The organism is Pseudomonas sp. B7, from assembly GCF_016735645.1.
GTDB lineage: Bacteria > Pseudomonadota > Gammaproteobacteria > Pseudomonadales > Pseudomonadaceae > Aquipseudomonas > Aquipseudomonas glycinae.
The window spans coordinates 709,360-733,365 of sequence record NZ_JAERRE010000001.1; the positions used below are offsets into that span (position 1 = coordinate 709,360).

At 59.1% G+C, this 24,006-nt stretch carries 25 protein-coding genes; 16 read left to right on the forward strand and 9 right to left on the reverse strand.

The genetic code is table 11. From position 1 onward, the window contains the following. Nucleotides 1-36 precede the first annotated feature (36 nt). Nucleotides 37-216: a PA3496 family putative envelope integrity protein gene (locus JKA62_RS03405; protein WP_011335734.1), complete on the forward strand. Its 180-nt coding sequence runs from the start codon at nt 37-39 to the stop codon at nt 214-216. Nucleotides 217-304: 88 nt separating this feature from the next. Here the strand turns inward: JKA62_RS03405 and JKA62_RS03410 are convergent, their stop codons facing one another. Then, a complete protein-coding gene (locus JKA62_RS03410; RefSeq protein ID WP_011335735.1) occupies nt 305-931 on the reverse strand; it encodes a response regulator transcription factor in 627 nt (208 codons plus the stop codon). Between the two features lie 398 nt (nt 932-1,329). Between JKA62_RS03410 and JKA62_RS03415 the strand changes: the two genes are divergently transcribed. Further along, on the forward strand, nt 1,330-1,914 hold the full coding sequence (locus tag JKA62_RS03415; protein WP_011335736.1) for a hypothetical protein: 585 nt from the start codon (nt 1,330-1,332) through the stop codon (nt 1,912-1,914). Nucleotides 1,915-2,077: 163 nt separating this feature from the next. Here JKA62_RS03415 and JKA62_RS03420 read toward each other — a convergent pair whose 3' ends face one another. Beyond that, entirely contained in the window at nt 2,078-3,295 is a 1,218-nt protein-coding gene (locus JKA62_RS03420) for an argininosuccinate synthase (protein WP_011335737.1), read from the reverse strand. 129 nt (nt 3,296-3,424) lie between these two features. Beyond that, on the reverse strand, nt 3,425-4,333 hold the full coding sequence (locus JKA62_RS03425) for a flagellar protein MotY (protein ID WP_007953200.1): 909 nt from the start codon (nt 4,331-4,333) through the stop codon (nt 3,425-3,427). A 160-nt stretch (nt 4,334-4,493) separates the two neighbouring features. Here JKA62_RS03425 and pyrC point away from each other — a divergent pair, with 160 nt between their 5' ends. Beyond that, nucleotides 4,494-5,540, forward strand: a complete 1,047-nt coding sequence (pyrC, locus tag JKA62_RS03430) for a dihydroorotase (protein WP_011335738.1) — start codon at nt 4,494-4,496, stop codon at nt 5,538-5,540. Next, nucleotides 5,537-6,211: a ribonuclease T gene (gene rnt / locus JKA62_RS03435; protein WP_011335739.1), complete on the forward strand. Its 675-nt coding sequence runs from the start codon at nt 5,537-5,539 to the stop codon at nt 6,209-6,211. Before pyrC ends, rnt begins: the two co-directional genes overlap by 4 nt. Nucleotides 6,212-6,285: 74 nt before the next feature. On the opposite strand, the gene JKA62_RS03440 is transcribed toward rnt, so the two are convergent. Next, nucleotides 6,286-6,888: a peroxiredoxin gene (locus JKA62_RS03440; protein WP_007963972.1), complete on the reverse strand. Its 603-nt coding sequence runs from the start codon at nt 6,886-6,888 to the stop codon at nt 6,286-6,288. Between the two features lie 291 nt (nt 6,889-7,179). Between JKA62_RS03440 and JKA62_RS03445 the strand changes: the two genes are divergently transcribed. Both JKA62_RS03445 and bfr read left to right on the forward strand, forming a co-directional pair. Next, nucleotides 7,180-7,398 (forward strand): bacterioferritin-associated ferredoxin, encoded by a 219-nt coding sequence (locus tag JKA62_RS03445; RefSeq protein ID WP_007953193.1) that lies wholly within the window; start codon nt 7,180-7,182, stop codon nt 7,396-7,398. Nucleotides 7,399-7,597: 199 nt separating this feature from the next. Beyond that, nucleotides 7,598-8,074 (forward strand): bacterioferritin, encoded by a 477-nt coding sequence (gene bfr / locus JKA62_RS03450; protein ID WP_011335740.1) that lies wholly within the window; start codon nt 7,598-7,600, stop codon nt 8,072-8,074. A 105-nt stretch (nt 8,075-8,179) separates the two neighbouring features. Here the strand turns inward: bfr and grxD are convergent, their stop codons facing one another. The 3 genes from grxD to JKA62_RS03465 all read right to left on the reverse strand — a co-directional run bounded on the left by grxD (nt 8,180) and on the right by JKA62_RS03465 (nt 11,144). Then, on the reverse strand, nt 8,180-8,521 hold the full coding sequence (gene grxD / locus JKA62_RS03455; RefSeq protein ID WP_011335741.1) for a Grx4 family monothiol glutaredoxin: 342 nt from the start codon (nt 8,519-8,521) through the stop codon (nt 8,180-8,182). 97 nt (nt 8,522-8,618) lie between these two features. Further along, nucleotides 8,619-10,724 carry a molybdopterin oxidoreductase family protein gene (locus JKA62_RS03460; protein ID WP_201816384.1) on the reverse strand — a complete coding sequence of 702 codons (2,106 nt, stop codon included), beginning with the start codon at nt 10,722-10,724 and terminating at the stop codon, nt 8,619-8,621. 129 nt (nt 10,725-10,853) lie between these two features. Beyond that, nucleotides 10,854-11,144: a hypothetical protein gene (locus JKA62_RS03465; RefSeq protein WP_007963969.1), complete on the reverse strand. Its 291-nt coding sequence runs from the start codon at nt 11,142-11,144 to the stop codon at nt 10,854-10,856. Between the two features lie 406 nt (nt 11,145-11,550). On the opposite strand from JKA62_RS03465, the gene argF reads away from it, so the two are divergent. Together argF and JKA62_RS03475 are read left to right on the forward strand one after the other, a co-directional pair. After that, nucleotides 11,551-12,471, forward strand: a complete 921-nt coding sequence (gene argF / locus JKA62_RS03470) for an ornithine carbamoyltransferase (RefSeq protein WP_039765834.1) — start codon at nt 11,551-11,553, stop codon at nt 12,469-12,471. After that, nucleotides 12,468-13,577 carry an ABC transporter ATP-binding protein gene (locus JKA62_RS03475; protein WP_011335744.1) on the forward strand — a complete coding sequence of 370 codons (1,110 nt, stop codon included), beginning with the start codon at nt 12,468-12,470 and terminating at the stop codon, nt 13,575-13,577. The genes argF and JKA62_RS03475 overlap by 4 nt, the downstream gene beginning before the upstream one ends. 50 nt (nt 13,578-13,627) lie before the next feature. Here the strand turns inward: JKA62_RS03475 and JKA62_RS03480 are convergent, their stop codons facing one another. Together JKA62_RS03480 and ybaK are read right to left on the reverse strand one after the other, a co-directional pair. Next, on the reverse strand, nt 13,628-14,410 hold the full coding sequence (locus JKA62_RS03480; RefSeq protein WP_011335745.1) for a PhzF family phenazine biosynthesis protein: 783 nt from the start codon (nt 14,408-14,410) through the stop codon (nt 13,628-13,630). Between the two features lie 89 nt (nt 14,411-14,499). Beyond that, nucleotides 14,500-14,970 carry a Cys-tRNA(Pro) deacylase gene (ybaK, locus tag JKA62_RS03485; protein ID WP_011335746.1) on the reverse strand — a complete coding sequence of 157 codons (471 nt, stop codon included), beginning with the start codon at nt 14,968-14,970 and terminating at the stop codon, nt 14,500-14,502. A gap of 360 nt (nt 14,971-15,330) precedes the next feature. On the opposite strand from ybaK, the gene JKA62_RS03490 reads away from it, so the two are divergent. From JKA62_RS03490 to JKA62_RS03525, 8 genes are all read left to right on the forward strand, one after another. Beyond that, on the forward strand, nt 15,331-16,182 hold the full coding sequence (locus JKA62_RS03490) for an MIP/aquaporin family protein (RefSeq protein ID WP_011335747.1): 852 nt from the start codon (nt 15,331-15,333) through the stop codon (nt 16,180-16,182). A gap of 78 nt (nt 16,183-16,260) precedes the next feature. Continuing rightward, entirely contained in the window at nt 16,261-17,763 is a 1,503-nt protein-coding gene (gene glpK / locus JKA62_RS03495) for a glycerol kinase GlpK (protein ID WP_011335748.1), read from the forward strand. A 95-nt stretch (nt 17,764-17,858) separates the two neighbouring features. Further along, nucleotides 17,859-18,614 (forward strand): DeoR/GlpR family transcriptional regulator, encoded by a 756-nt coding sequence (locus JKA62_RS03500; protein ID WP_007953179.1) that lies wholly within the window; start codon nt 17,859-17,861, stop codon nt 18,612-18,614. Nucleotides 18,615-18,813: 199 nt separating this feature from the next. Further along, nucleotides 18,814-20,352: a glycerol-3-phosphate dehydrogenase gene (gene glpD / locus JKA62_RS03505; protein ID WP_201816386.1), complete on the forward strand. Its 1,539-nt coding sequence runs from the start codon at nt 18,814-18,816 to the stop codon at nt 20,350-20,352. A 339-nt stretch (nt 20,353-20,691) separates the two neighbouring features. Then, nucleotides 20,692-21,606 carry a glutamate/aspartate ABC transporter substrate-binding protein gene (locus JKA62_RS03510; RefSeq protein WP_011335750.1) on the forward strand — a complete coding sequence of 305 codons (915 nt, stop codon included), beginning with the start codon at nt 20,692-20,694 and terminating at the stop codon, nt 21,604-21,606. Nucleotides 21,607-21,800: 194 nt separating this feature from the next. After that, nucleotides 21,801-22,547, forward strand: a complete 747-nt coding sequence (locus JKA62_RS03515) for an amino acid ABC transporter permease (RefSeq protein ID WP_007953174.1) — start codon at nt 21,801-21,803, stop codon at nt 22,545-22,547. Further along, nucleotides 22,547-23,218, forward strand: a complete 672-nt coding sequence (locus JKA62_RS03520; protein ID WP_011335751.1) for an amino acid ABC transporter permease — start codon at nt 22,547-22,549, stop codon at nt 23,216-23,218. Before JKA62_RS03515 ends, JKA62_RS03520 begins: the two co-directional genes overlap by 1 nt. Further along, nucleotides 23,215-23,949: an amino acid ABC transporter ATP-binding protein gene (locus JKA62_RS03525; protein WP_007953170.1), complete on the forward strand. Its 735-nt coding sequence runs from the start codon at nt 23,215-23,217 to the stop codon at nt 23,947-23,949. The genes JKA62_RS03520 and JKA62_RS03525 overlap by 4 nt, the downstream gene beginning before the upstream one ends. The last annotated feature ends 57 nt before the right edge of the window (nt 23,950-24,006 follow it).

Consider the following 24,006-nt stretch of genomic DNA (forward strand, 5'->3'; position numbering starts at 1 on the left):
GAGCGCCAAAGGCAGTCTTAGCCTGGAGTTGACCTTATGAGCACCAGCAAAGAGCAATTGGAAGCGGATGACGACTTTATCGCCACGGAGGCCGATGATGCCGATCCTGTGGTTGAAGTCGCCAAGACCAACTTGAGCAAACGCCGAACCATCGACAACCTGCTTGAGGAGCGCCGACTGCAAAAGCAATTGGCCGATTACGATTTTGATCTCTGACATTTGAAAGCCTCCCGAAACGGAGGCTTTTCTGTTTCTGTCACACGCTGATTCCGATCCGCCCATGATCCGTCAGCCACTGAAACTCTCAGACCAGACCGTTTCGCTGCGCCAGTTCGATCAGATCCACCAGCGAGCGCGCGTTGAGCTTCAATAGTAACCGGGTTTTGTAGGTACTCACGGTCTTGTTGCTGAGGAACATTCCGTCGGCAATTTCCTTGTTGGTCTTGCCGCGCGCCAACTGCTGCAACACCATCATTTCCCTCCCGGACAGGCGATCGACCATGTCCGCTTCGCTGGCGTTTCCAAGGCTGGTCCGCACGGTATGCAGCGCCTGATTCGGAAAATAGCTGTATCCGGACAGTACCGCCTTGATGGCACTCAGCAACTCCGTCAGATCCTGTTGCTTGCAGACATAGCCCGCCGCCCCCGACTGCATGCAGCGCATGGAAAAATGTCCCGGTGACTGGGACGTCAGCACCAGCACCTTCAATGGCATTGCAATGGTCGTAAGACGCGCAATGACTTCCAGACCATCCAGTTTCGGTATGCCGATATCCAGAATGACGATATCCGGCATCTGGTCACGAGCAAGTTGTAATGCATCCACGCCGTTATCCGTTTCTGCAATGACTTCGTAGCCATGACGTTCCATCAGCATACGTACCGCAAGACGAATGACGGGGTGATCATCCACGATCAGCACTTTATTCATGGGCAAGTCCAGTTTCGCTGTTCGAATTTTTAGAACCGGCACAATAACTCAGTCATTTCCTCCATGGCATGGATAAGTTCCTCTACACCAGCACCGAGAGACGCCTCCTACAGCCAATAAAGATTATTCCTACAGAAAAGACTCACTCACAGAAAAACATGAACTCCCATCCGGAAGTTCGGCTCCTACCCCGCCCTTCTCGATAGCGTTCATGACAGGCTAAACACCGAAACGAAGATCAGCGACCACACATTAAAAAACAGAAACACCTTACACATATCGCACTCCTGGAATTTAATATAAACACCAAACACCGAGAATCCTGTTTATCCGACAACTTGAAACTCGACCACTCACTCAATCAAGACGACGAGAAAGACCATTCATGAGTAAATACCATGCTAAAAATCAACAGGAAGATCCCCAACCCCATTACCGTCATTGCCATCTTCGCTTTTATATCGGAAACCTCCGCCGCCGTATCACTGCCATTTCTTAATAATAATGAACGGGAGCTGTACGTCTGGTTCCTGATCAGTTTTCCGTTCTACCTGTTGTTTCTGTTCTTCATCACCCTGAACTTCAACTATCGCTCTCTGTATGCTCCATCCGACTTCGACAACGACAAGAACTTTCTCAAGGCTTTCGAAGAAGAAATCAATCTTCCGAACAAGGTTGCACCCACTCAGCCGAATGTCGATTTACACGCTGTCAAACTACCAAAACCGTTGGACAGGGTGTACATCATTGACATTCGACAGATACACACGAGTTCGGTAATAGCGGAGCTACTGGAAAAGTTCCCACATCCAAACAAGCATTCGCTGAGGCTGTTTCTGTTTTTAACCGACGCTGTGTCAGATATTTTACTTAAAGAACATATCGACAATCTGGAAAAAAAACTCAAAAGAACACAAGGAACAACCTTCTGTATTGTTTACAACACTCATTCGTTGAATACATCTGTATTGGGAAAGATATGAAAGGAGATAAAGCGTGGAGGAAGACATCCATGCAATGCACGATGTACAGCCGATGATGACAGTAACGCTGACAGGTACCTATCAAGTCAAACGAGCCCCCGCTCCAAAAAAAAACGGCCTTGTCGCTACGACAAGGCCGTTCTTTCCATCAGGCCCGAAGAACTTAGAACAACTTGCGGCCCTTGTTGGCAGCAATACGCATGCGCAGTGCGTTGAGCTTGATGAAGCCCGCCGCGTCGGCCTGGTTGTAGGCGCCGCCGTCTTCTTCGAAGGTCGCGATGTTGGCGTCGAACAGCGAATCGTCGGACTTGCGGCCGGTCACGATCACGTTGCCCTTGTACAGCTTAAGGCGCACAACGCCGTTCACGTTGACCTGAGAAGCGTCGATCATCTGTTGCAGCATCAGACGCTCAGGGCTCCACCAGTAACCGGTGTAGATCAGGCTGGCGTACTTCGGCATCAGCTCGTCTTTGAGGTGAGCGACTTCGCGGTCCAGGGTGATCGATTCGATGGCGCGGTGAGCGCGCAGCATGATGGTGCCGCCCGGGGTTTCGTAGCAGCCACGGGACTTCATGCCGACATAACGGTTCTCGACGATGTCCAGACGGCCGATGCCGTGCTCGCCACCGATCCTGTTCAGGGTCGCCAGTACGGTGGCCGGAGTCATTTCGACGCCGTCCAGCGCGACGATGTCGCCGTTGCGGTAGGTCAGTTCCAGGTATTGCGGGGTGTCGGGAGCCTTCTCCGGGGAGACGGTCCAGCGCCACATGTCTTCTTCGTGCTCGGTCCAGGTGTCTTCCAGCACGCCGCCTTCATAGGAGATGTGCAGCAGGTTGGCGTCCATCGAGTACGGGGATTTCTTCTTGCCGTGACGCTCGATCGGGATCGCGTGCTTCTCGGCGTAGTCCATCAGTTTCTCGCGGGACAGCAGGTCCCACTCGCGCCAAGGGGCGATCACTTTCACGCCTGGCTTGAGCGCGTAGGCACCCAGTTCGAAACGCACCTGGTCGTTGCCCTTGCCGGTTGCGCCGTGGGAAATGGCGTCGGCGCCGGTTTCGTTGGCGATTTCGATCAGACGCTTGGCGATCAGCGGACGCGCAATGGAAGTACCCAGCAGGTACTCGCCTTCGTAAACGGTGTTGGCGCGGAACATCGGGAACACGAAGTCACGCACGAATTCTTCGCGCAGGTCGTCGATGTAGATTTCTTTGACGCCCATGGCCTGCGCCTTGGCGCGAGCCGGCTCGACCTCTTCGCCCTGACCCAGGTCAGCGGTGAAGGTCACGACTTCACAGTTATAAGTATCCTGCAGCCACTTGAGGATCACCGAAGTGTCCAGGCCGCCGGAATACGCCAGAACGACCTTGTTTACGTCCGCCATGCCATCACTCCACGGGGTTCTACGGAAAGCCGAGGAGTCTACCGCTCAAACGCGATAATTTACAGAGGCGCGACAGCTTAAGACGACAAAGCGACAGAATCTGTCGAGAGAGCGACGATGACCGGCAGGTCAGGAAGTCGCCGCAGTGTTGGCAGGTGTGCTGGCCTGAGGCGCTGGAGCAGTCGTCGGTGCCACCCGCGCAAGGTGCACATTGACCCGACGGTTCTTGGCCCGGTTGGCGGCATTGGTGTTCGGCACCAGAGGATAACGCTCACCATGGAAACGCACGGTGATCTGCGACTCCTGGATGCCGTTGGCCTTGAAGAAGTCGACCACGGCCAGCGCGCGGCGGCGCGACAGTTCGCGATTGGTCAGGCGATTGCCGCTGTTGTCCGAGTGGCCGTCGAGTTCGATGTGATTGACCGTCGGATCGGCCTTCATGTACTCGAGCATCACTTGCAGCTTGGCCTTGGCGGCGGCGTCCAGTTCGATGCCTTCGCCGGGGAAGCCGATCTGCGATTGCTTGACCTGATCGAAATTCTGCGGGAGCAGTTTCGCCACGCAGGTCTGATAGTCATTGAACGCCTTGCTGAACTTGACCGGCAACAGGCGCACTTCCGACACCCGACCATCGCCCGATGCCCGGCGCACCACCGGGCTGCGACCGTCCATCAGCCCGCTGATCAACTGCCCGGCCTGGGATTGAGAACTGTTGAACAGCACGTTGCCGCTGCCCAGTCGAACCGTGCCCAGATTGATGTCGCCACGACCCGGCTGCCACGGCGCAGCCGCTGCCAGCAAGGTCGCCGAACCACCGCCGAGCATGGCGTTGTAGGCGTTCAGGCGGAAGGTCGCCTGCTCGCCGGCCTTGCGCACGAATTGCCCTGAGCCAAAATCAGTGATCGGCTGCGTCAGACGGCACTCGAACTTGTCGCCCTCGACCGTCCACTCAATGTTCTCCAGACGGGTCTGGTAGGTCAGTGCCATCGCGGGGAGGCTGGCAAACACACTGAGCAAGGCTAAATATCGCTGGCGCACGGGAGGCTCCATTGGCTTCTACAACAAAAAAGACCGAGACATACATCTTTACGGCATACCTATGGGATATCGGACGCTCGTCGCAAAACTTGATAGCGAGTGCCTGCAAGAGTCTTTTCCGGTAGCATTCGCCTCAGTTTGACCCGCCTGGAATCCCCTCATGTCCGACCGCCTGACCCTGCTGCGTCCCGACGACTGGCACATTCATCTTCGCGATGGTGCCGTGTTGACCAATACCGTTGCGGATGTCGCGCGCACCTTTGGTCGCGCCATCATCATGCCCAACCTGGTACCTCCGGTGCGCAACGCCGCTGAAGCCGACGGCTATCGCCAGCGGATTCTCGCTGCCCGCCCGGCCGGCAGTCGTTTCGAACCGCTGATGGTGCTGTACCTCACCGACCGCACCCAGCCCGAAGAAATCCGTGAGGCCAAGGCCAGCGGTTTCGTGCACGCCGCCAAGCTGTATCCGGCTGGCGCCACCACCAACTCCGATTCCGGGGTCACCAGCATCGACAAGATTTTCCCGGTGCTGGAAGCCATGGCCGAAGCCGGCATGCCGCTGTTGATCCACGGCGAAGTCACCCGTGGCGACGTCGACGTGTTCGACCGCGAAAAAATCTTCATCGACGAGCACATGCGCCGCGTGGTCGAGCGTTTCCCGACACTGAAAGTGGTGTTCGAACACATCACCACCGGCGATGCCGTGCAGTTCGTCAACGAGGCTTCGGCCAACGTCGGCGCGACCATCACCGCGCATCACCTGCTCTACAACCGCAACCACATGCTGGTGGGCGGGATCCGGCCGCACTTCTATTGCCTGCCGATCCTCAAACGCAACACTCACCAGGAAGCCCTGCTCGACGCCGCCACCAGCGGCAGCGCGAAATTCTTCCTGGGTACCGATTCGGCGCCGCACGCCCAGCACGCCAAGGAAGCCGCCTGCGGCTGCGCCGGCTGCTACACCGCGTATGCCGCCATCGAGCTGTATGCCGAAGCCTTCGAACAGCGTAATGCGCTGGACAAGCTCGAAGCGTTCGCCAGCCTCAACGGCCCGCGTTTCTATGGCCTGCCGGCAAACACCGATCGCATCACCCTGGTTCGTGATGAATGGACCGCCCCGACCAGCCTGCCTTTCGGCGAGCTGACCGTTATCCCGCTGCGCGCCGGTGAAAAACTGCGCTGGCGCCTGCTGGAGGAACACGCGTGAGTGAAGACCATTTCGACGACGAACTGGACGGTCAAGGTGGCGGCGGTTCCCGTCATCCAATGGCAGCACGCTTTCGCGGCTACCTGCCGGTTGTCGTCGACGTAGAAACCGGTGGCTTCAACTCGGCCACCGACGCTCTGCTGGAGATTGCCGCGACTACCATCGCCATGGATGAAAAGGGTTTCGTCTATCCGGATCACACCTACTTCTTCCGCGTCGAGCCGTTCGAAGGCGCCAACGTTGAACCGGCGGCACTGGAGTTCACCGGGATCAAGCTCGATCATCCGTTGCGCATGGCTGTCAGCGAAGAAACAGCGCTGACCGACATCTTCCGTGGCGTGCGCAAGGCCTTGAAAGCCAACGGCTGCAAGCGGGCGATTCTGGTCGGCCACAACAGCAGCTTCGACCTCGGCTTCCTCAATGCTGCCGTCGCGCGGCTGGACATGAAGCGCAATCCGTTTCACCCGTTCTCCAGCTTCGACACTGCGACCCTCGCGGGTCTGGCCTACGGTCAAACCGTATTGGCCAAGGCCTGTCAGGCAGCCGACATCGACTTCGACGGCCGTGAAGCGCACTCCGCGCGTTACGACACCGAGAAGACGGCCGAGCTGTTCTGCGGCATCGTCAACCGCTGGAAACAGATGGGCGGCTGGGAAGACTTCGACGACTGAGGGTCGTCGGGTTAAATCCCGCGCATGAAAAAACCGGCTCAAGAGCCGGTTTTTTTGTACCTCGACGTTGCGCCTTACAGGGCAGCAGCGTTCTCGGTCAGGTAAGCCGCAACGCCTTCTGGCGAAGCGTTCATGCCTTTGTCGCCTTTTTTCCAGTTGGCAGGGCAGACTTCGCCGTGCTCTTCGTGGAATTGCAGAGCGTCGACCAGACGGATCAGCTCTTCCATGTTACGGCCCAGCGGCAGGTCGTTGATGATCTGCGAGCGGACAACGCCTTTGTCATCGATCAGGAACGCGCCACGGAAAGCCACGCCGCCTTCGGACTCAACGTCGTAGGCCTTGGCGATTTCGTGCTTCATGTCGGCAGCCATGGTGTATTTCACCTGGCCGATGCCGCCATTGTTGACCGGTGTGTTGCGCCAGGCGTTGTGGGTGAAGTGCGAGTCGATCGAAACGGCGACTACTTCAACGTTGCGTGCCTTGAAGTCGGCCATGCGGTTGTCCAGAGCGATCAGCTCGGACGGGCAGACAAAGGTGAAGTCCAGCGGGTAGAAGAACACCAGGCCGTATTTGCCTTTGATGGCCGAGGACAGGGTGAAGCTGTCAACGATCTCGCCATTGCCGAGTACGGCCGGGACGGTGAAGTCAGGGGCTTGTTTGCCTACGAGTACGCTCATTGATATCTCCTGGTGTAGAAACTTGAAGTTCAGGGTTCGGGCCAGCCTGCCACCCTCAGGCGACAGCCCTGTGACACGAACCCCCTTCGCAAGGGCCGACCATCATACACTGCGTTTTTCGACTGTCCTTAAAGGTTTTTCGCGAAATCCCGGCTGGCATCCGGCCATGCACCACCGTTCGTCAGTCACAGGCTGTGGCGATGAAAACCACTGGGAAAGCACTTTGACAATCATTCTCGTTAACATTAAGATCCATCGCAATTGAGTCACAACCAGCGACGGTTCTCACTTATGTATGTTTGCCTCTGCACTGGCGTCACCGACGGACAGATCCGCGAAGCGATCTATGAAGGTTGCTGCAGCTATAAAGAAGTCCGTCAGGCCACCGGCGTCGCCAGCCAATGCGGCAAATGTGCGTGCCTGGCGAAGGAAGTGGTCCGCGAAACCCTGACCAAGCTGCAAACCGCCCAGGCTGCGATCCCCTACCCGGCAGAATTTACCGCCGCGTAATTATCCAGAATTCGAAGAACCGGACTTATGTCCGGTTTTTTTATGCCTGAAAATCAACTGCTTAGCGTCTAGACGCGGAACACAAACATTCTTATTCAGATTAATTTTCATTTATTATTCAATAACTTAGGTTTGACACTTATAAATACCAAGCTCAAACTCTGCCTTATATACCGTTACTTAGGGCAGGACTCCCATCATGAAAGGCGACGTAACAGTCATCCAGCATCTCAACAAGATCCTTGCCAATGAGCTGGTCGCGATCAATCAGTACTTCCTGCATGCGCGCATGTATGAAGATTGGGGCCTGAACAAGCTCGGCAAGCACGAGTATCACGAATCCATCGACGAGATGAAGCACGCGGACAAGCTGATCAAGCGCATCCTGTTCCTCGAAGGCCTGCCGAACGTGCAGGACCTGGGCAAGCTGCACATCGGCGAGCACACCAAGGAAATGCTGGAGTGCGACCTGCGTATCGAGAAGACCGGCCACGCTGACCTGAAAGCCGCCATCGCGCATTGCGAATCGGTGGGTGACTTCGGCAGCCGTGAATTGCTCGAAGACATCCTCGAATCCGAAGAAGAACACATCGACTGGCTGGAAACCCAACTGGGCCTGATCGATAAAGTCGGTCTTGAGAACTATCTGCAATCGCAGATGGGCGAAGACGAGTAATTAGCCAGCGCTAAACTCGCGACACTAAAAAGCCCCGCCCTCTTTCGAGAGGCGGGGCTTTTTATTGCCCGGACTTCAGCTCGCCGAAATCCGGGCAGAAGCCAATCAGGCTTGGGACTTGGCCGCAGCAGCCTTGGCGGATGCTTCCTTGACCAGGGTCTGCAGCTCACCGTTGGCAAACATTTCAGCCATGATGTCGCTGCCGCCGACCAGTTCACCGGCTACCCACAGCTGCGGGAAAGTCGGCCAGTTGGCGTACTTCGGCAGGTTGGCGCGGATTTCCGGGTTCTGCAGGATGTCGACGTAGGCGAACTTCTCGCCGCAGCCCATCACAGCCTGCGCAGCTTTCGCGGAGAAGCCACACTGGGGGGCATTCGGCGAGCCTTTCATGTAAAGCAGAATGGTGTTGTTGGCAATCTGCTCTTTAATCGTTTCGATGATATCCATGGAGCACCTCGGCTGAACTTTCCGACTCATGGGTCGGCACGGTGGCGCATTGTAACGGAATCCCGAGCGCCCTGCTCGGTCTCCCCGACAGACTTGCTCAAGCCGCCGCCACCTTCACCGGCACGCCATTGAGCGCCGCATTGCCTGACAGCTCGTCGAGCTGGCATTCATCGGTCAGGTCATTGGCGCTGGAGCCCGGCTGACCGCTGGCGATCGACATCTGCACACCCGGCCGGGCATGGCCCCATCCGTGCGGCAGACTGACCACGCCCTTCATCATGTCCGCGCTGCCCAGCACCTCGACCTCGATCTGCCCGACCCGCGAACTGACCCGGACAAGCTGACCATCACTGAGCCCGCGACTGGCGAGATCGTCCGGATTCATCAACAACTGATGACGCGGCTTGCCCTTCACCAACCGGTGGTAATTGTGCATCCACGAATTGTTGCTGCGTACATGACGGCGACCAATCATCAACAGCTCATCGGCGGCCGGCGCCTGCAACGCGGCGAAGCGCGCCAGGTCGGCGAGGATTTCCGGCGGCGCCGCCTGAACTCGTTGATTGAAGGTCTTCAATCGCGGTGTCAGGTTGGGTTTCAGCGCTCCCAGGTCAACACCGTGCGGATGATCGAACAGCGTCGCCAGCGACAATTTATGCTCGGACGCATCGCCATAGGCGCCCATGCGCAATCCCGTGTCGATCATCTTCGACGGCGGCATCGTCGGTTTCAGCTCCTTGCCGGTCTTCGCGGCGAAGGCCTTGGCCAGGCCGACGAAGATTTCCCAGTCGTGCAGCGCCCCTTCGGGTTTGGCGAGGATTGCCCGGTTGAATCGAGTGACGTTGCGCACCGCAAACAGATTGAAAGTGGTGTCGTAGTGATCGTTCTCCAGCGCCGAAGTCGACGGCAGGATCAGGTCGGCATAGCGCGTGGTTTCGTTGATGTACAGGTCGACGCTGACCATGAACTCCAGCCCGTCCAGCGCCTGCTCCAGTTGCCGGCCATTGGGCGTGGACAACACCGGATTGCCAGCCACTGTAATCAACGCGCGAATCTGCCCCTCGCCTTCGGTGAGCATTTCTTCAGCCAGCGCCGAGACCGGCAGCTCACCGCCGTACTCGGGACGTCCGGACACGCGGCTCTGCCATTTATTGAAGTGCCCGCCTGAAGTCGAGGCGACCAGATCCACCGCCGGCTCGGTACACAAGGCACCACCGACGCGGTCCAGGTTGCCGGTGACCAGATTGATCAACTGCACAACCCAATGACACAGCGTGCCGAAGGCTTGAGTGGAAACCCCCATCCGACCGTAGCAAACGGCGCTTGGCGCGGCGGCGAAGTCCCGGGCCAGTTGGCGGATCTGTTCGGAGGGAACGGCGCACAACGGGCTCATGGCTTCAGCGGTGAATCCCGCCACCGCCGCGCGCACGTCGTCCAGACCGTCCACCGGCAAATGACTGTCAGACGTCAGTCCTTCGCTGAACAACGTATTGAGCACACCAAACAACAACGCCGCATCGCCGCCGGGGCGCACGAACAGATGCTGATCGGCCATCGCCGCCGTCTCGCTGCGCCGTGGATCGACCACCACCACTTTGCCGCCTCGGGCCTGGATCGCTTTCAGACGCTTCTCGACATCCGGCACAGTCATGATGCTGCCGTTGGAGGCCAGTGGATTACCGCCCAGGATCAGCATGAAATCGGTGTGATCGATGTCCGGGATCGGCAGCAGCAGGCCGTGGCCGTACATCAGGTAGCTGGTCAGGTGATGGGGCAGTTGATCGACCGACGTCGCCGAATAGCGGTTGCGGGTTTTCAACAGGCCGAGGAAGTAATTGCTGTGGGTCATCAACCCGTAGTTGTGCACGCTGGGGTTGCCCTGATACACGGCGACCGCGTTCTGCCCATGACGCTCCTGAATCGCCGAGAGTTTTTCGGCGACCAGCTCGACCGCCTCGTCCCACTCGATGGGCAGCCATTCGCTGCCGACCCGGCGCATCGGCTGACGCAGGCGATCCGGATCGTTCTGGATATCTTGCAGCGCGACGGCCTTGGGGCAGATGTGCCCACGACTGAACGTGTCCAGGGCATCGCCCTTGATCGAGGTGATCTGCACCTGGCCGTCGGTTTCGGTGGTTTCGATGGTCAAGCCGCAGATGGCTTCACACAGGTGGCAGGCACGGTGGTGGAGAGTCTTGGTCATGGCCAGTCTCTGTCTTGTTCTGGGCAGGCAATCACGCCTGCGGGAACAAAACTATGGCCCGCGACCCGGTGCAGCGCCAGCGACGTTCGTCTTGTGAATCGGCGGCCATCAGGCCCGCCGATAGACGCGTCAGTTCGCCGGAAGCTGTGGCGGCGCGGCCAGCTGGATTTCCTGGATGGTCTCGATCTGCTCGTGGGCGACGTGGACGCCGGTGAGTTCGCCGATCAGTCGCCAATGCTCGTCGAGCCCGGCGCTGATGGTCGCCATGCGGTCGATCATCTGCCGGCTGGCGGCCTTGACCACGTCGTCTTCGCTGCGCAGCAGTTCGAAGGACATCGAAGTCATCGAGGCGGTGAGGTGGGTCAATGAGCGTGCCGTGTGGCCCAGCAGTTCCATTAACAGTTTTTCTTTCGATTCCATGCGGAGGCTTCCTGCGTCGCTCGTGATTTATTTATAACCCAGCACTTTGCTTTAGCAAATGTTTCAACCTGCGCATCCGACCAAGCGAATCGGTGGTTCACCGGTCGCAAACCGACCAGAGCCGTGCCATCCCCGCCGCGCCTGATTGCCAAGCCCGGTGGGGCCAGTGTACAAATGCCTTGCTGCCCTCTCGAAAACTTACCGGAAATCACAGTGTTCGCACTGTTCCAACCCCGGCGCATTTCTGCAAAAACCGTAGCCTATTGGAAAAACGCGACATTTAGTGTCAATATCGCGCCTTCCCCTATTTCGTCGCCCCCGTGCGGCTTACGCCGCAGGTCTCGCCCGTTGTTCCGATAAACAAGGCTTTGAGCATCTGCGGTTTGTAGCAAAAAGGTAGTCAATGATGAGCGCAAGGCACTTTCTCTCCCTGATGGATTGCACGCCCGAAGAGCTGGTCAGCGTGATCCGTCGAGGCGTTGAGCTCAAGGACCTGCGTAACCGCGGCGTACTGTTCGAGCCTCTGAAAAACCGCGTCCTGGGGATGATCTTCGAGAAATCCTCGACCCGTACCCGGATCTCCTTCGAGGCCGGCATGATCCAGCTCGGCGGCCAGGCGATCTTCCTGTCGCCGCGCGACACCCAACTGGGTCGTGGCGAGCCGATCGGCGACTGCGCCATCGTCATGTCGAGCATGCTCGACGCAGTGATGATCCGTACCTTTGCCCACAGCACCCTGACCGAATTCGCTGCCAACTCCCGCGTGCCGGTGATCAACGGCCTGTCCGATGACCTGCATCCGTGTCAGTTGCTGGCCGACATGCAGACCTTCCTCGAACACCGCGGCTCCATCCAGGGCAAGACCGTGGCCTGGATCGGCGACGGCAACAACATGTGCAACAGCTATATAGAAGCGGCGATCCAGTTCGACTTCCAGTTGCGCGTGGCCTGCCCGGAAGGCTATGAGCCAAACCCTGAATTCGTGGCCAAGGCCGGTGACCGCGTGACCATCGTCCGCGACCCGAAAGACGCCGTGCGCGGCGCGCATCTGGTGAGCACCGACGTCTGGACCTCCATGGGGCAGGAAGAGGAAACCGCCAAGCGCCTCAAACTGTTCGCGCCGTTTCAGGTCAACCGCGCCCTGCTCGACCTGGCTGCCGATGACGTGCTATTCATGCACTGCCTGCCCGCTCACCGCGGTGAGGAAATCAGCCTCGACCTGCTCGATGATCCGCGCTCCGTCGCCTGGGATCAGGCAGAAAACCGTCTCCACGCACAGAAGGCCCTGCTCGAGTTCCTCGTCGAACCGGCATATCACCACGCATGAGTCATGAATTACTGCTGAACCTGCGCAACCTCGCTTGCGGCTATCAAGATCAACGTGTGGTGCAGAACCTCAACCTGCACCTCAACGCCGGTGACATTGGTTGCCTGCTCGGCTCGTCCGGCTGTGGCAAGACCACCACCCTGCGCGCGATTGCCGGTTTTGAGCCGGTGCACGAAGGGGAAATCTCTCTCGGCGGTGAAGTGATCTCCAGCGCCGGTTTCACCCTCGCTCCGGAAAAGCGCCGGATCGGCATGGTGTTCCAGGACTACGCGCTGTTCCCGCACCTGAGTGTCGCGGACAATATCGCCTTCGGTATCCGCAAGCACCCGAACAAGGAGCGCGTCACCGAAGAGCTGCTGGAACTGGTCAACCTGAAGAACCTCGGCAAGCGCTTCCCCCATGAGCTGTCCGGCGGCCAGCAACAACGTGTCGCTCTCGCCCGCGCCCTGGCACCGGAGCCGCAGCTGTTGCTGCTCGACGAGCCGTTCTCCAACCTCGATGGCGAGTTGCGCCGCAAGCTCAGCCATGAAGTGCGCGACATCCTCAAGGCCCGTGGCACCAGCGCGATTCTGGTGACTCACGACCAGGAAGAAGCCTTCGCCGTCAGCGATCACGTCGGCGTGTTCAAGGAAGGCCGGCTGGAACAGTGGGACACGCCGTACAACCTCTATCACGAGCCGGCGACGCCATTTGTCGCAAGCTTCATCGGTCAGGGTTACTTCATTCGCGGCCAGCTCGGCAGCCCGGAATCGGTGCAGACCGAACTCGGCGAATTGCGCGGCAATCGCGCCTACACCTGGCCGGTCGGTGGCGCAGTGGATGTGCTGCTGCGGCCGGACGACATCGTTTACGCGCCGGACAGCGGGTTGAAAGCGCGGATCGTCGGCAAGACGTTCCTCGGCGCCTCGACCCTGTATCGCCTGCAACTGCCGACCGGTGCGCAGCTGGAATCGATCTTCCCAAGCCATGCCGACCATCAGGTGGGTGCGGATGTCGGGATTCGAGTGGCAGCGGAACATCTGGTGTTGTTCCAGGCCTCCGGCAGCACGGCGGCGCAGATTCCGGCGGTGGAAAACGGCGTCCGCCGTTACAGTACTGCGCACTGATCTGCACCCAAACAATGAGGGAGCCTGATGGCTCCCTTGTTTTTTTGCTCTCAGCCCAGCATCAATGTGCCGCTGGCCACCAGCGTCGCATTCCCACCGATCTTCACTCGCTCGCCCTCCAGCCGACAGAACAGTTCACCGCCCCGCGCCGAACGCTGGCACGCGGTCAGGCTGGATTTGCCCAGACGTTTCGACCAGTACGGAATCAGGCTGCAATGGGTCGAGCCGGTGACCGGGTCTTCATTGATACCGATCGCCGGGGCGAAATAGCGCGAGACAAAATCATGCTGATTGCCCCGCGCGGTGACGATCGCGCCCAGCCACGGCAGCTTGGCGAGGGCGATCATGTCCGGCGTGCAATCGAGCACCGCCTGCTCGGACTCCAGCACCACAAATAGTTCGTTGGAACTCAGGACGTCCACCGCCTGAACATTCAGCGCCCGCTCGATCTCCAGGGTGACGCCTTTCTCCACCGCTTCGATGGCCGGGAAATCGAGCCACAGCCTGTCGCCTTCGCGGCTGACGCTCAACGGCCCGGACTTGCAGGTGAAGTCCAGACGCTCGGCCGTTTCCTTATAGATCTCGAACAGCACGTAGGCGCTGGCCAGGGTCGCGTGACCACACAGCGGCACTTCGGTGGTCGGCGTGAACCAGCGGATGTGCCACACCTGCCCCTCGCGCACCAGAAACGCGGTTTCCGCCAGATTGTGCTCGGCGGCGATCTTCTGCATCAGTTCGTCCGCGAGCCACGCGTCGAGCCGATAGACCATTGCCGGATTACCGCTGAAGGGCCGATCACTGAACGCGTCGACCTGATGAAACTCGAGCTGCATAACCTTCTCCCTGTGTCAGTCGAACGAGCATGCAGCGCCGGCCGGATCAGCGCCAGTGACAGTGCCGGCCAATTTTCTTCATACAGACGTCAAGGGCGACCGATGTCGGCAAATTTCGCCTGGGTGTGTTCTGCCAATACTGCCGGCGCCAGTTCCACTTCCAGCCCTCGCCGGCCGGCACTGACATAAATGGTCGCAAAAGGCTGGGCCGAATTATCGATGAAGGTACGCAGGCGTTTTTTCTGCCCCAGCGGACTGATGCCGCCCAACAGATAACCGGTGGAGCGTTGCGCGGCGGCCGGGTCGGCCATCTCGACTTTTTTCACGCCGGCGGCGTGGGCGAGCCCCTTGAGGTCGAGACTTCCGACGACCGGCACCACTGCCACCAGCAACTCACCCTTCTCGCTGGCCGCCAGCAGCGTCTTGAATACCTGCGCCGGATCGAGCCCCAGTTTCTCCGCGGCCTCCAGGCCATATGACGCGGCCTTCGGGTCATGTTCGTAACTGTGCACGTGATGTTCGGCACGAACTTTTTTCAACAAGTCCAACGCAGGGGTCATGGCAGCTCCGGGCTCGGCAGTGGCAAAAAATCCTGCGGCGGATTTTAGGCCATCGCTGGGCAAAAGGCTCTACCACGCGCCACGTTTCCCGGGGTTTGCGGGCGGATAACAGCCGGGCAGGCCGGGTGATCCGCAGGATCATTCACATGACTGATAGTTTATTTGTGACTGGTGGTTCACTTTCGACCTTTGACAGGTTTGTTTCTTGTCTATATTTTTTCGAATCTGAATAATGTAAGAATTATGGTCATCGCAGCACCCAGCAGTAAACCGGGAACAGGATGGGGATCCTGCCTCGGCGAAAATCGCGCCTTGCCCTGTCGGCAACGCGCCAGACAACAACAAAAACCGAGGTTTTCAATGACAACTGCGTTACAGCAACCTTCGCTCTCGAGCCAGTGCCTGGCCGAGTTTCTGGGTACTGCACTCCTGATCTTTTTCGGCACGGGTTGTGTCGCCGCGCTCAAGGTCGCGGGCGCCAGCTTCGGTCTCTGGGAAATCAGCATCATCTGGGGCGTCGGCGTCAGCATGGCGATCTACCTCACCGCCGGCGTTTCCGGCGCGCACCTGAACCCTGCCGTCAGTATCGCCCTGAGCATTTTCGCCGACTTCGAAAAGCGCAAACTGCCGTTCTACATTCTGGCCCAGGTCGCCGGCGCCTTCTGCGGCGCGCTGTTGGTCTACACGCTGTACAGCAACCTGTTCTTCGATTACGAACAAACTCACCATATGGTTCGCGGCACTGAAGCCAGCCTCGAACTGGCATCGGTGTTCTCCACCTTCCCGAACCCTGCGCTGTCGACTGCGCAAGCGTTCTTGGTCGAGGTGATCATCACTGCGATTCTGATGGGCGTGATCATGTCCCTGACCGACGACAACAACGGCCTGCCGAAAGGCCCGCTGGCGCCACTGCTGATCGGTCTGCTGATTGCCGTGATTGGCAGCTCGATGGGCCCGCTGACCGGTTTCGCGATGAACCCGGCCCGGGACTTCGGCCCGAAACTGATGACTTTCTTCGCCGGCTGGGGTGAAATTTCCTTCACCGGCGCACGTGAAATCCCGTACTTCCTGATTCCGATTTTTGCACCGATTGTCGGTGCCTGCCTCGGCGCTGCCGGGTATCGCGGGCTGATTGCCCGTCACCTGACCGGCGCCACACCTGCTACAAAGGATGCAGAACCGGCCATTGACGGCAAACCAAGAACTTCTTGAAACAGTCGGCGCGGACTCCTGCCCTGATAGAGACCGCGCCACGGCCCACTCTCCCTTATTTCGTCCAAGGCAATCGACATGACCGACATTGAGAATAAGAACTACATCATTGCCCTCGATCAGGGTACGACCAGCTCCCGCGCGATCATTTTCGACCGCGACGCGAACGTGGTCTGCACCGCACAACGCGAATTCGCCCAGCACTACCCGCAAGCCGGTTGGGTCGAACACGACCCGATGGAAATCTTCGCCACCCAGAGCGCGGTGATGGTCGAAGCGCTGGCCCAGGCCGGCCTGCACCATGACCAGGTCGCCGCCATCGGCATCACCAACCAGCGCGAAACCACCGTGGTCTGGGACAAGACCACCGGCCGCCCGGTGTACAACGCGATCGTCTGGCAATGCCGGCGCAGCACCGAGATCTGCCAGCAGCTCAAGCGCGACGGTCATGAAGACTACATCCGCGACACTACGGGACTGGTCACCGACCCGTACTTCTCCGGCACCAAACTGAAGTGGATCCTCGACAACGTCGAAGGCAGCCGTGAGCGCGCGCGCAACGGCGAACTGCTGTTCGGCACCGTCGACAGCTGGCTGATCTGGAAATTCACTGGCGGTAAAGTCCACGTCACCGACTACACCAACGCCTCGCGCACCATGCTCTTCAACATCCACACCCTGGAGTGGGACGCGAAGATGCTGGAGATCCTCGACATCCCGCGCGAGATGCTGCCGGAAGTCAAAGCCTCTTCGGAAATCTACGGCCGTACCAAAAGCGGCATCGCCATCGGCGGTATCGCCGGCGACCAGCAGGCTGCGCTGTTCGGCCAGATGTGCGTCGAGCCGGGCCAGGCAAAAAACACTTACGGCACCGGTTGCTTCCTGCTGATGAACACCGGCGACAAAGCGGTGAAATCCCAGCACGGCATGCTCACCACCATCGCCTGCGGCCCGCGCGGCGAAGTGGCCTACGCCCTGGAAGGTGCCGTGTTCAACGGCGGTTCGACCGTGCAGTGGCTGCGCGATGAACTGAAGATCGTCAACGACGCCCACGACACCGAATACTTCGCCAATAAAGTGAAGGACAGCAACGGCGTGTATCTGGTGCCAGCCTTCACCGGCCTCGGTGCGCCCTACTGGGATCCGTATGCCCGTGGCGCCCTGTTCGGCCTGACCCGTGGCGTGCGCGTGGATCACATCATCCGCGCTGCTCTGGAATCGATTGCCTATCAGACCCGCGACGTCCTCGACGCCATGCAACAGGACTCCGGCGAACGCCTCAAGGCTCTGCGCGTGGACGGCGGTGCGGTGGCGAACAACTTCCTGATGCAGTTCCAGGCCGACATTCTCGGCACTCAGGTCGAGCGTCCGAAAATGCGCGAAACCACGGCACTGGGCGCAGCTTATCTGGCCGGTCTGGCGTGCGGTTTCTGGGGCAGCCTGGAAGAACTGCGCGGCAAGGCCGTGATCGAGCGCGAATTCGAACCGAGCCTGGACGAAGTCGAGAAAGAGAAGCTGTATAAAGGCTGGAAAAAAGCTGTCAGCCGTACCCGTGACTGGGCGCGTGAAGACGCTGAATAAGCCAACCTGAGTACTCGTATCCGTATGTAACTGGTAGGGAGCGGATTCCTGCGGCATCATGGGCAAATTTTGCACGGCAGCCCAAAGGAAGCCCCATGAATCTGCCTCCCCGTCAGCAGCAAATCCTCGAACTGGTCCGCGAACGCGGCTATGTGAGCATCGAGGAAATGGCCACGCTGTTCGTTGTTACCCCGCAAACCATCCGCCGCGATATCAATCAACTGGCGGAAGCCAATCTGCTGCGTCGCTACCACGGCGGCGCCGCCTATGATTCCAGCGTCGAAAACACTGCCTACGCGATGCGCGCCGATCAGATGCGCGATGAAAAGCAACGCATCGGCGAAGCCATCGCCGCGCAGATCCCCGACCACGCCTCGCTGTTCATCAATATCGGCACGACGACCGAATCGATTGCCCGCGCCCTGCTCAATCACAGCCATCTGAAGATCATCACCAACAACCTGCACGTCGCCTCGATGCTCAGTGCCAAGGATGATTTCGATGTGCTGCTGACCGGCGGCAATGTGCGTCGCGATGGCGGCGTGGTGGGCCAGGCGAGCGTGGACTTCATCAATCAGTTCAAGGTCGACTTTGCGCTGGTGGGCATCAGCGGCATCGACGAAGACGGCAGCCTGCTCGACTTCGATTACCAGGAAGTGCGGGTGTCCCAGGCGATCATCGCCAATGCCCGGCAGGTGATCCTGGCGGCGGACTCCAGCAAGTTCGGCCGTAACGCGATGATCCGCCTCGGCCCGATCAGCCTGATCGATTGCCTGGTGACCGATCAGCAGCCGGTGCCAGCCCTGGCGCAACTGCTGAGCCAGCACAAGATTCGCCTGGAAGTCGTTTAACCCTCTCCTCCGCATAAGGCGCCTGCACCGGCGCCCTATGCGCATCTGATGTTCGAATATTTTCCTTTCTCGGCCCTTCGATGAGTTTTTTCAATCGAAGTCGACTGGCTGTGCGCGTCTTTATGGGCTACCATTTTCGCAAATGAACATTCATGTTCGATTTCCAAGACAGAAAATCAAAAGAGCCCGAGGCCAGCCGATGTCCACATCTACCTTGCGTACGCCCCCTATCTCCGAGATCTACGACATCGCTGTCATCGGCGGCGGGATCAATGGCGTTGGGATCGCAGCGGATGCCGCCGGTCGCGGTCTTTCGGTGTTCCTTTGCGAAAAGGACGACCTGGCCAGCCACACTTCGTCAGCCAGCAGCAAGTTGATCCACGGTGGCCTGCGCTACCTCGAACATTACGAATTCCGTCTGGTGCGCGAAGCATTGGCCGAACGCGAAGTGCTACTGGCCAAAGCCCCGCACATCGTCAAGCCAATGCGTTTCGTGCTGCCGCACCGTCCGCACCTGCGTCCGGCATGGATGATCCGCGCGGGTCTGTTCCTCTATGACCACCTCGGCAAGCGCGAAAAACTGGCTGGCTCGAAAAGCCTGAAATTCGGCGCCGACAGCGCACTGAAAAGCGAAATCAGCAAAGGCTTCGAATACTCCGATTGCTGGGTCGACGACGCCCGCCTCGTGGTGCTGAACGCCATGGCCGCCCGTGAAAAAGGCGCGCATATTCACACCCAGACCCGTTGTGTCAGCGCCCGCCGCGCCAAGGGTCTTTGGCACCTGAACCTGGAGCGTGCCGACGGCAGCCTGTTTTCGATCACCGCCAAAGCGCTGGTGAACGCTGCCGGCCCGTGGGTCGCCAAGTTCATCCGTGACGACCTGAAGATGGAATCGCCGTACGGCATCCGTCTGATCCAGGGCAGCCACATCATCGTGCCGAAGCTGTACGAAGGCGATCACGCGCACATTCTGCAAAACGAAGATCAGCGCATCGTTTTCACCATCCCGTACCTGAACAACCTGACCCTGATCGGCACCACCGACCGCGAGTACACCGGCGATCCGGCCAAAGTGGCGATCACCGACGGCGAAACCGATTACCTGCTCAAAGTGGTCAATGCCCATTTCAAGAAGCAGATCAGCCGTGGCGACATCCTGCACACCTACTCGGGCGTGCGCCCGCTGTGCAATGACGAATCCGACAACCCCTCGGCCGTGACCCGCGACTACACCCTGGCGTTGTCCGGCAGCACCGAGGAGGCGCCGCTGCTGTCGGTGTTCGGCGGCAAGCTGACCACCTACCGCAAGCTTGCGGAGTCGGCGATGGCGCAGCTGATGCCGTTCTTCACCCAGATGCGCCCGAGCTGGACCGCCACCGCCACCCTGCCCGGCGGCGAAGACATGACTACGCCACAGGCCCTGAGCGCGCTGATCCGCGACAAGTTCGACTGGGTACCGACCGAAATTGCCCGCCGCTGGGCCACCACCTACGGCAGCCGCACCTGGCGCATGCTCGAAGGCGTCGACACCCTGGCCGACTTGGGCGAACACATCGGCGGCGGGCTCTACACCCGTGAAGTCGATTACCTGTGCACTGAAGAGTGGGCCACCACCGCGCGTGACATTCTGTGGCGTCGCAGCAAACTGGGCCTGTTCACCACGCCAGCCGAGCAAGAAAGACTGGCGGCGTACCTGACCAAGGTCGAGCAGAACCGCAGCAAGATCGAAGCGGCCTGATCCGTTCGTCGTTGAACAAAAAGCCCCTGAATCGAGAGATTCAGGGGCTTTTTGCATTCAGGCTGAAACAAGGCGCAGCGAAGACGTTCGGTTTTCCGAACGCGACCTGACGGTCAATTCGGTTAACCGGATCAGATTCATGGAAAAACACCATCACAAAACTTTAATAACGTTATAAATCAATGCATTAACGCCTATCGACTGGTCTGGCACGACTCATGCTCTACACTCCTTCGACGAATGCCTGTTGCGCCAACACAGCAGGAGCCGTCAGGCATTCGAAGTACAAAGGGCCCGCTCAACCGGCTCCATAAAAAAAACAATGTCGAGGAAAATTTGATGCGCATCGTTCCCCATATCCTGGGCGCAGCCATTGCTGCCGCTCTGATCAGCACACCAGTTTTCGCTGCCGAACTCACCGGCACCCTTAAGAAGATCAAAGAGTCCGGCGTCATTACTTTGGGCCACCGTGACGCTTCCATTCCTTTCTCCTACATCGCTGACGCTTCCGGCAAGCCGGTCGGCTACTCCCACGATATCCAGCTGGCCATCGTCGAAGCGATCAAGAAAGACCTCGACCTGCCAAACCTGCAGGTCAAATACAACCTCGTCACTTCGCAAACCCGTATCCCGCTGGTGCAGAACGGCACCGTGGACGTCGAGTGCGGCTCCACCACCAACAACGTCGAGCGTCAGCAACAGGTCGACTTCTCCGTCGGCATCTTCGAAATCGGTACCCGTCTGCTGTCCAAGGCTGACTCCAAGTACAAGGACTTCGACGATCTGAAAGGCAAGAACGTCGTGACCACCGCCGGCACCACTTCCGAGCGCATCCTCAAGGCAATGAACGCCGACAAGCAGATGGGCATGAACGTGATCTCCGCCAAGGACCACGGTGAATCCTTCCAGATGCTGGAATCGGGTCGTGCCGTCGCGTTCATGATGGACGACGCCCTGCTGGCCGGCGAAGCCGCCAAAGCCAAGAAAGCCTCCGACTGGGCCGTGACCGGCACTCCACAGTCGTACGAAATCTATGGCTGCATGATGCGCAAGGGCGACGAGCCGTTCAAAAAGGCTGTCGACGACGCCATCAAGGCGACCTACGCTTCGGGTGAGATCAACAAGATCTACGAAAAATGGTTCATGCAGCCGATTCCGCCAAAAGGCCTGAACCTGAACTTCCCGATGAGCGACGAGCTCAAGGCCCTGATCGCCAATCCGACCGACAAAGCGGCTGACGACAAGAAATCCTGATTTCTGACTAACCTTATCCCCTGAGGAGGCGCCTGCCTTCTCAGGGGATGGTCACTCCCTGCTGGCACTTATTGGAAACACTCGAACCGGTGGCTGTCGAGCCGATCGCGTGTGCCTGATTTTCACAATCAGGGTGGGAACGGAGCTTCCCCAGGCGGGCACTTGTACATCGATCGAATCGAGGGGAGACCCTAATGAATTACAACTGGGACTGGGGCGTGTTCTTCAAGTCCACCGGCGTGGGCAGCGAGACCTATCTCGACTGGTTCATTTCCGGTCTGGGCTGGACCATCGCCATCGCCATCGTGGCCTGGATCATCGCCCTGTTGCTCGGCTCGCTGCTGGGCATCATGCGCACCGTGCCGAACCGCATCGTGTCGGGCATCGCGACCTGCTACGTCGAACTGTTCCGCAACGTGCCGCTGCTGGTTCAGCTGTTCATCTGGTACTTCCTGGTGCCCGATCTGCTGCCGCCGGATCTGCAGGAATGGTACAAGCAGGACCTGAACCCGACCACTTCGGCCTACCTGAGTGTTGTCGTGTGCCTGGGCCTGTTCACCGCCGCCCGGGTCTGCGAACAGGTTCGCACCGGTATCCAGGCACTGCCACGCGGCCAGGAATCCGCCGCCCGCGCCATGGGTTTCAAGCTGCCGCAGATCTACTGGAACGTGCTGCTGCCCCAAGCCTACCGGATCATCATTCCGCCGCTCACCTCGGAATTCCTGAACGTGTTCAAGAACTCCTCCGTGGCGTCCCTGATCGGTCTGATGGAGCTGCTGGCGCAAACCAAACAGACCGCCGAATTCTCGGCCAACCTGTTTGAAGCCTTCACCCTGGCGACCCTGATCTATTTCACCCTCAACATGAGCCTGATGCTGCTGATGCGCATGGTCGAGAAGAAAGTCGCCGTGCCCGGCCTGATCTCCGTGGGGGGTAAATAATGGAATTCGATTTCAGTGGCATCGTTCCGGCCATTCCCGGCCTGTGGAACGGCATGCTGATGACCCTCAAGCTGATGGCGCTGGGCGTGGTCGGCGGGATCATCCTCGGCACCCTCCTCGCGCTGATGCGTCTGTCCCACAGCAAACTGCTGTCGAGCATCGCCGGCGCGTACGTCAACTATTTCCGTTCGATCCCGCTGCTGCTGGTGATCACCTGGTTCTACCTGGCAGTGCCGTTCGTGCTGCGCTGGATCACCGGCGAGGACACCCCGATCGGTGCGTTCACCTCGTGCATCGTGGCCTTCATGATGTTCGAAGCGGCCTACTTCTGCGAAATCGTCCGGGCCGGCGTGCAGTCGATCCCGAAAGGCCAGATGGGCGCGGCGCAGGCACTGGGCATGACCTACGGCCAGATGATGCGCCTGATCATCCTGCCCCAGGCGTTCCGCAAGATGACCCCGCTGCTGCTGCAGCAGAGCATCATCCTGTTCCAGGACACCTCGCTGGTCTACACCGTGGGCCTGGTGGACTTCCTCAACGCCTCGCGCGCCAGTGGCGACATCATTGGCCGCTCGAATGAGTTCCTGATCTTCGCAGGTCTCGTGTACTTCACCATCAGCTTTGCCGCCTCGGTGCTGGTCAAGCGTCTGCAAAAAAGGTTCGCCGTATGATCTCTATCAAGAACATCAACAAGTGGTATGGGGACTTCCAGGTGCTGACCGATTGCAGCACCGAGGTCAAAAAGGGTGAAGTGATCGTGGTCTGCGGTCCGTCCGGTTCGGGCAAGTCGACCCTGATCAAGTGCGTCAACGCACTGGAGCCGTTCCAGAAAGGCGACATCGTGGTCGACGGCACGTCGATTGCCGATCCGAAGACCAACCTGCCGAAACTGCGCTCGCGCGTCGGCATGGTGTTCCAGCATTTCGAACTGTTCCCGCACCTGACCATCACCGAAAACCTGACCATCGCGCAGATCAAGGTGCTGGGCCGCAGCAAGGAAGAAGCCACCAAGAAAGGCCTGCAACTGCTCGAGCGCGTCGGCCTGTCGGCTCATGCCCACAAACATCCGGGCCAGTTGTCCGGCGGTCAGCAACAGCGTGTGGCGATCGCCCGTGCGCTGGCGATGGACCCGATCGTCATGCTGTTCGACGAACCGACCTCGGCGCTGGACCCGGAAATGGTCAACGAAGTGCTCGACGTAATGGTGCAACTGGCCCACGAAGGCATGACCATGATGTGCGTGACCCACGAAATGGGCTTCGCCCGTAAAGTGGCCGACCGCGTGATCTTCATGGACGCCGGCAAGATCATCGAAGACTGCAAGAAAGAAGAGTTCTTTGGCGACATCAGCCAACGCTCCGAACGCGCGCAGCATTTCCTCGAGAAAATCCTGCAGCACTAAAAACGGCTGCATTCCCCGACATCCTCTGTCGGGGAATGCAGGTGGTTGACCCAAGGC

Bases quoted from the DNA above. Each gene is read 5' to 3' on its own strand.
- JKA62_RS03405 (WP_011335734.1), top strand. From the start codon at position 37: ATGAGCACCAGCAAAGAGCAATTGGAAGCGGATGACGACTTTATCGCC.
- JKA62_RS03410 (WP_011335735.1), bottom strand. From the start codon at position 931: ATGAATAAAGTGCTGATCGTGGATGATCACCCCGTCATTCGTCTTGCG.
- JKA62_RS03415 (WP_011335736.1), top strand. From the start codon at position 1,330: ATGCTAAAAATCAACAGGAAGATCCCCAACCCCATTACCGTCATTGCC.
- JKA62_RS03420 (WP_011335737.1), bottom strand. From the start codon at position 3,295: ATGGCGGACGTAAACAAGGTCGTTCTGGCGTATTCCGGCGGCCTGGAC.
- pyrC (WP_011335738.1), top strand. From the start codon at position 4,494: ATGTCCGACCGCCTGACCCTGCTGCGTCCCGACGACTGGCACATTCAT.
- JKA62_RS03440 (WP_007963972.1), bottom strand. From the start codon at position 6,888: ATGAGCGTACTCGTAGGCAAACAAGCCCCTGACTTCACCGTCCCGGCC.
- JKA62_RS03445 (WP_007953193.1), top strand. From the start codon at position 7,180: ATGTATGTTTGCCTCTGCACTGGCGTCACCGACGGACAGATCCGCGAA.
- bfr (WP_011335740.1), top strand. From the start codon at position 7,598: ATGAAAGGCGACGTAACAGTCATCCAGCATCTCAACAAGATCCTTGCC.
- grxD (WP_011335741.1), bottom strand. From the start codon at position 8,521: ATGGATATCATCGAAACGATTAAAGAGCAGATTGCCAACAACACCATT.
- JKA62_RS03460 (WP_201816384.1), bottom strand. From the start codon at position 10,724: ATGACCAAGACTCTCCACCACCGTGCCTGCCACCTGTGTGAAGCCATC.
- JKA62_RS03465 (WP_007963969.1), bottom strand. From the start codon at position 11,144: ATGGAATCGAAAGAAAAACTGTTAATGGAACTGCTGGGCCACACGGCA.
- argF (WP_039765834.1), top strand. From the start codon at position 11,551: ATGAGCGCAAGGCACTTTCTCTCCCTGATGGATTGCACGCCCGAAGAG.
- JKA62_RS03475 (WP_011335744.1), top strand. From the start codon at position 12,468: ATGAGTCATGAATTACTGCTGAACCTGCGCAACCTCGCTTGCGGCTAT.
- JKA62_RS03480 (WP_011335745.1), bottom strand. From the start codon at position 14,410: ATGCAGCTCGAGTTTCATCAGGTCGACGCGTTCAGTGATCGGCCCTTC.
- ybaK (WP_011335746.1), bottom strand. From the start codon at position 14,970: ATGACCCCTGCGTTGGACTTGTTGAAAAAAGTTCGTGCCGAACATCAC.
- JKA62_RS03490 (WP_011335747.1), top strand. From the start codon at position 15,331: ATGACAACTGCGTTACAGCAACCTTCGCTCTCGAGCCAGTGCCTGGCC.
- glpK (WP_011335748.1), top strand. From the start codon at position 16,261: ATGACCGACATTGAGAATAAGAACTACATCATTGCCCTCGATCAGGGT.
- JKA62_RS03500 (WP_007953179.1), top strand. From the start codon at position 17,859: ATGAATCTGCCTCCCCGTCAGCAGCAAATCCTCGAACTGGTCCGCGAA.
- glpD (WP_201816386.1), top strand. From the start codon at position 18,814: ATGTCCACATCTACCTTGCGTACGCCCCCTATCTCCGAGATCTACGAC.
- JKA62_RS03510 (WP_011335750.1), top strand. From the start codon at position 20,692: ATGCGCATCGTTCCCCATATCCTGGGCGCAGCCATTGCTGCCGCTCTG.
- JKA62_RS03515 (WP_007953174.1), top strand. From the start codon at position 21,801: ATGAATTACAACTGGGACTGGGGCGTGTTCTTCAAGTCCACCGGCGTG.
- JKA62_RS03520 (WP_011335751.1), top strand. From the start codon at position 22,547: ATGGAATTCGATTTCAGTGGCATCGTTCCGGCCATTCCCGGCCTGTGG.
- JKA62_RS03525 (WP_007953170.1), top strand. From the start codon at position 23,215: ATGATCTCTATCAAGAACATCAACAAGTGGTATGGGGACTTCCAGGTG.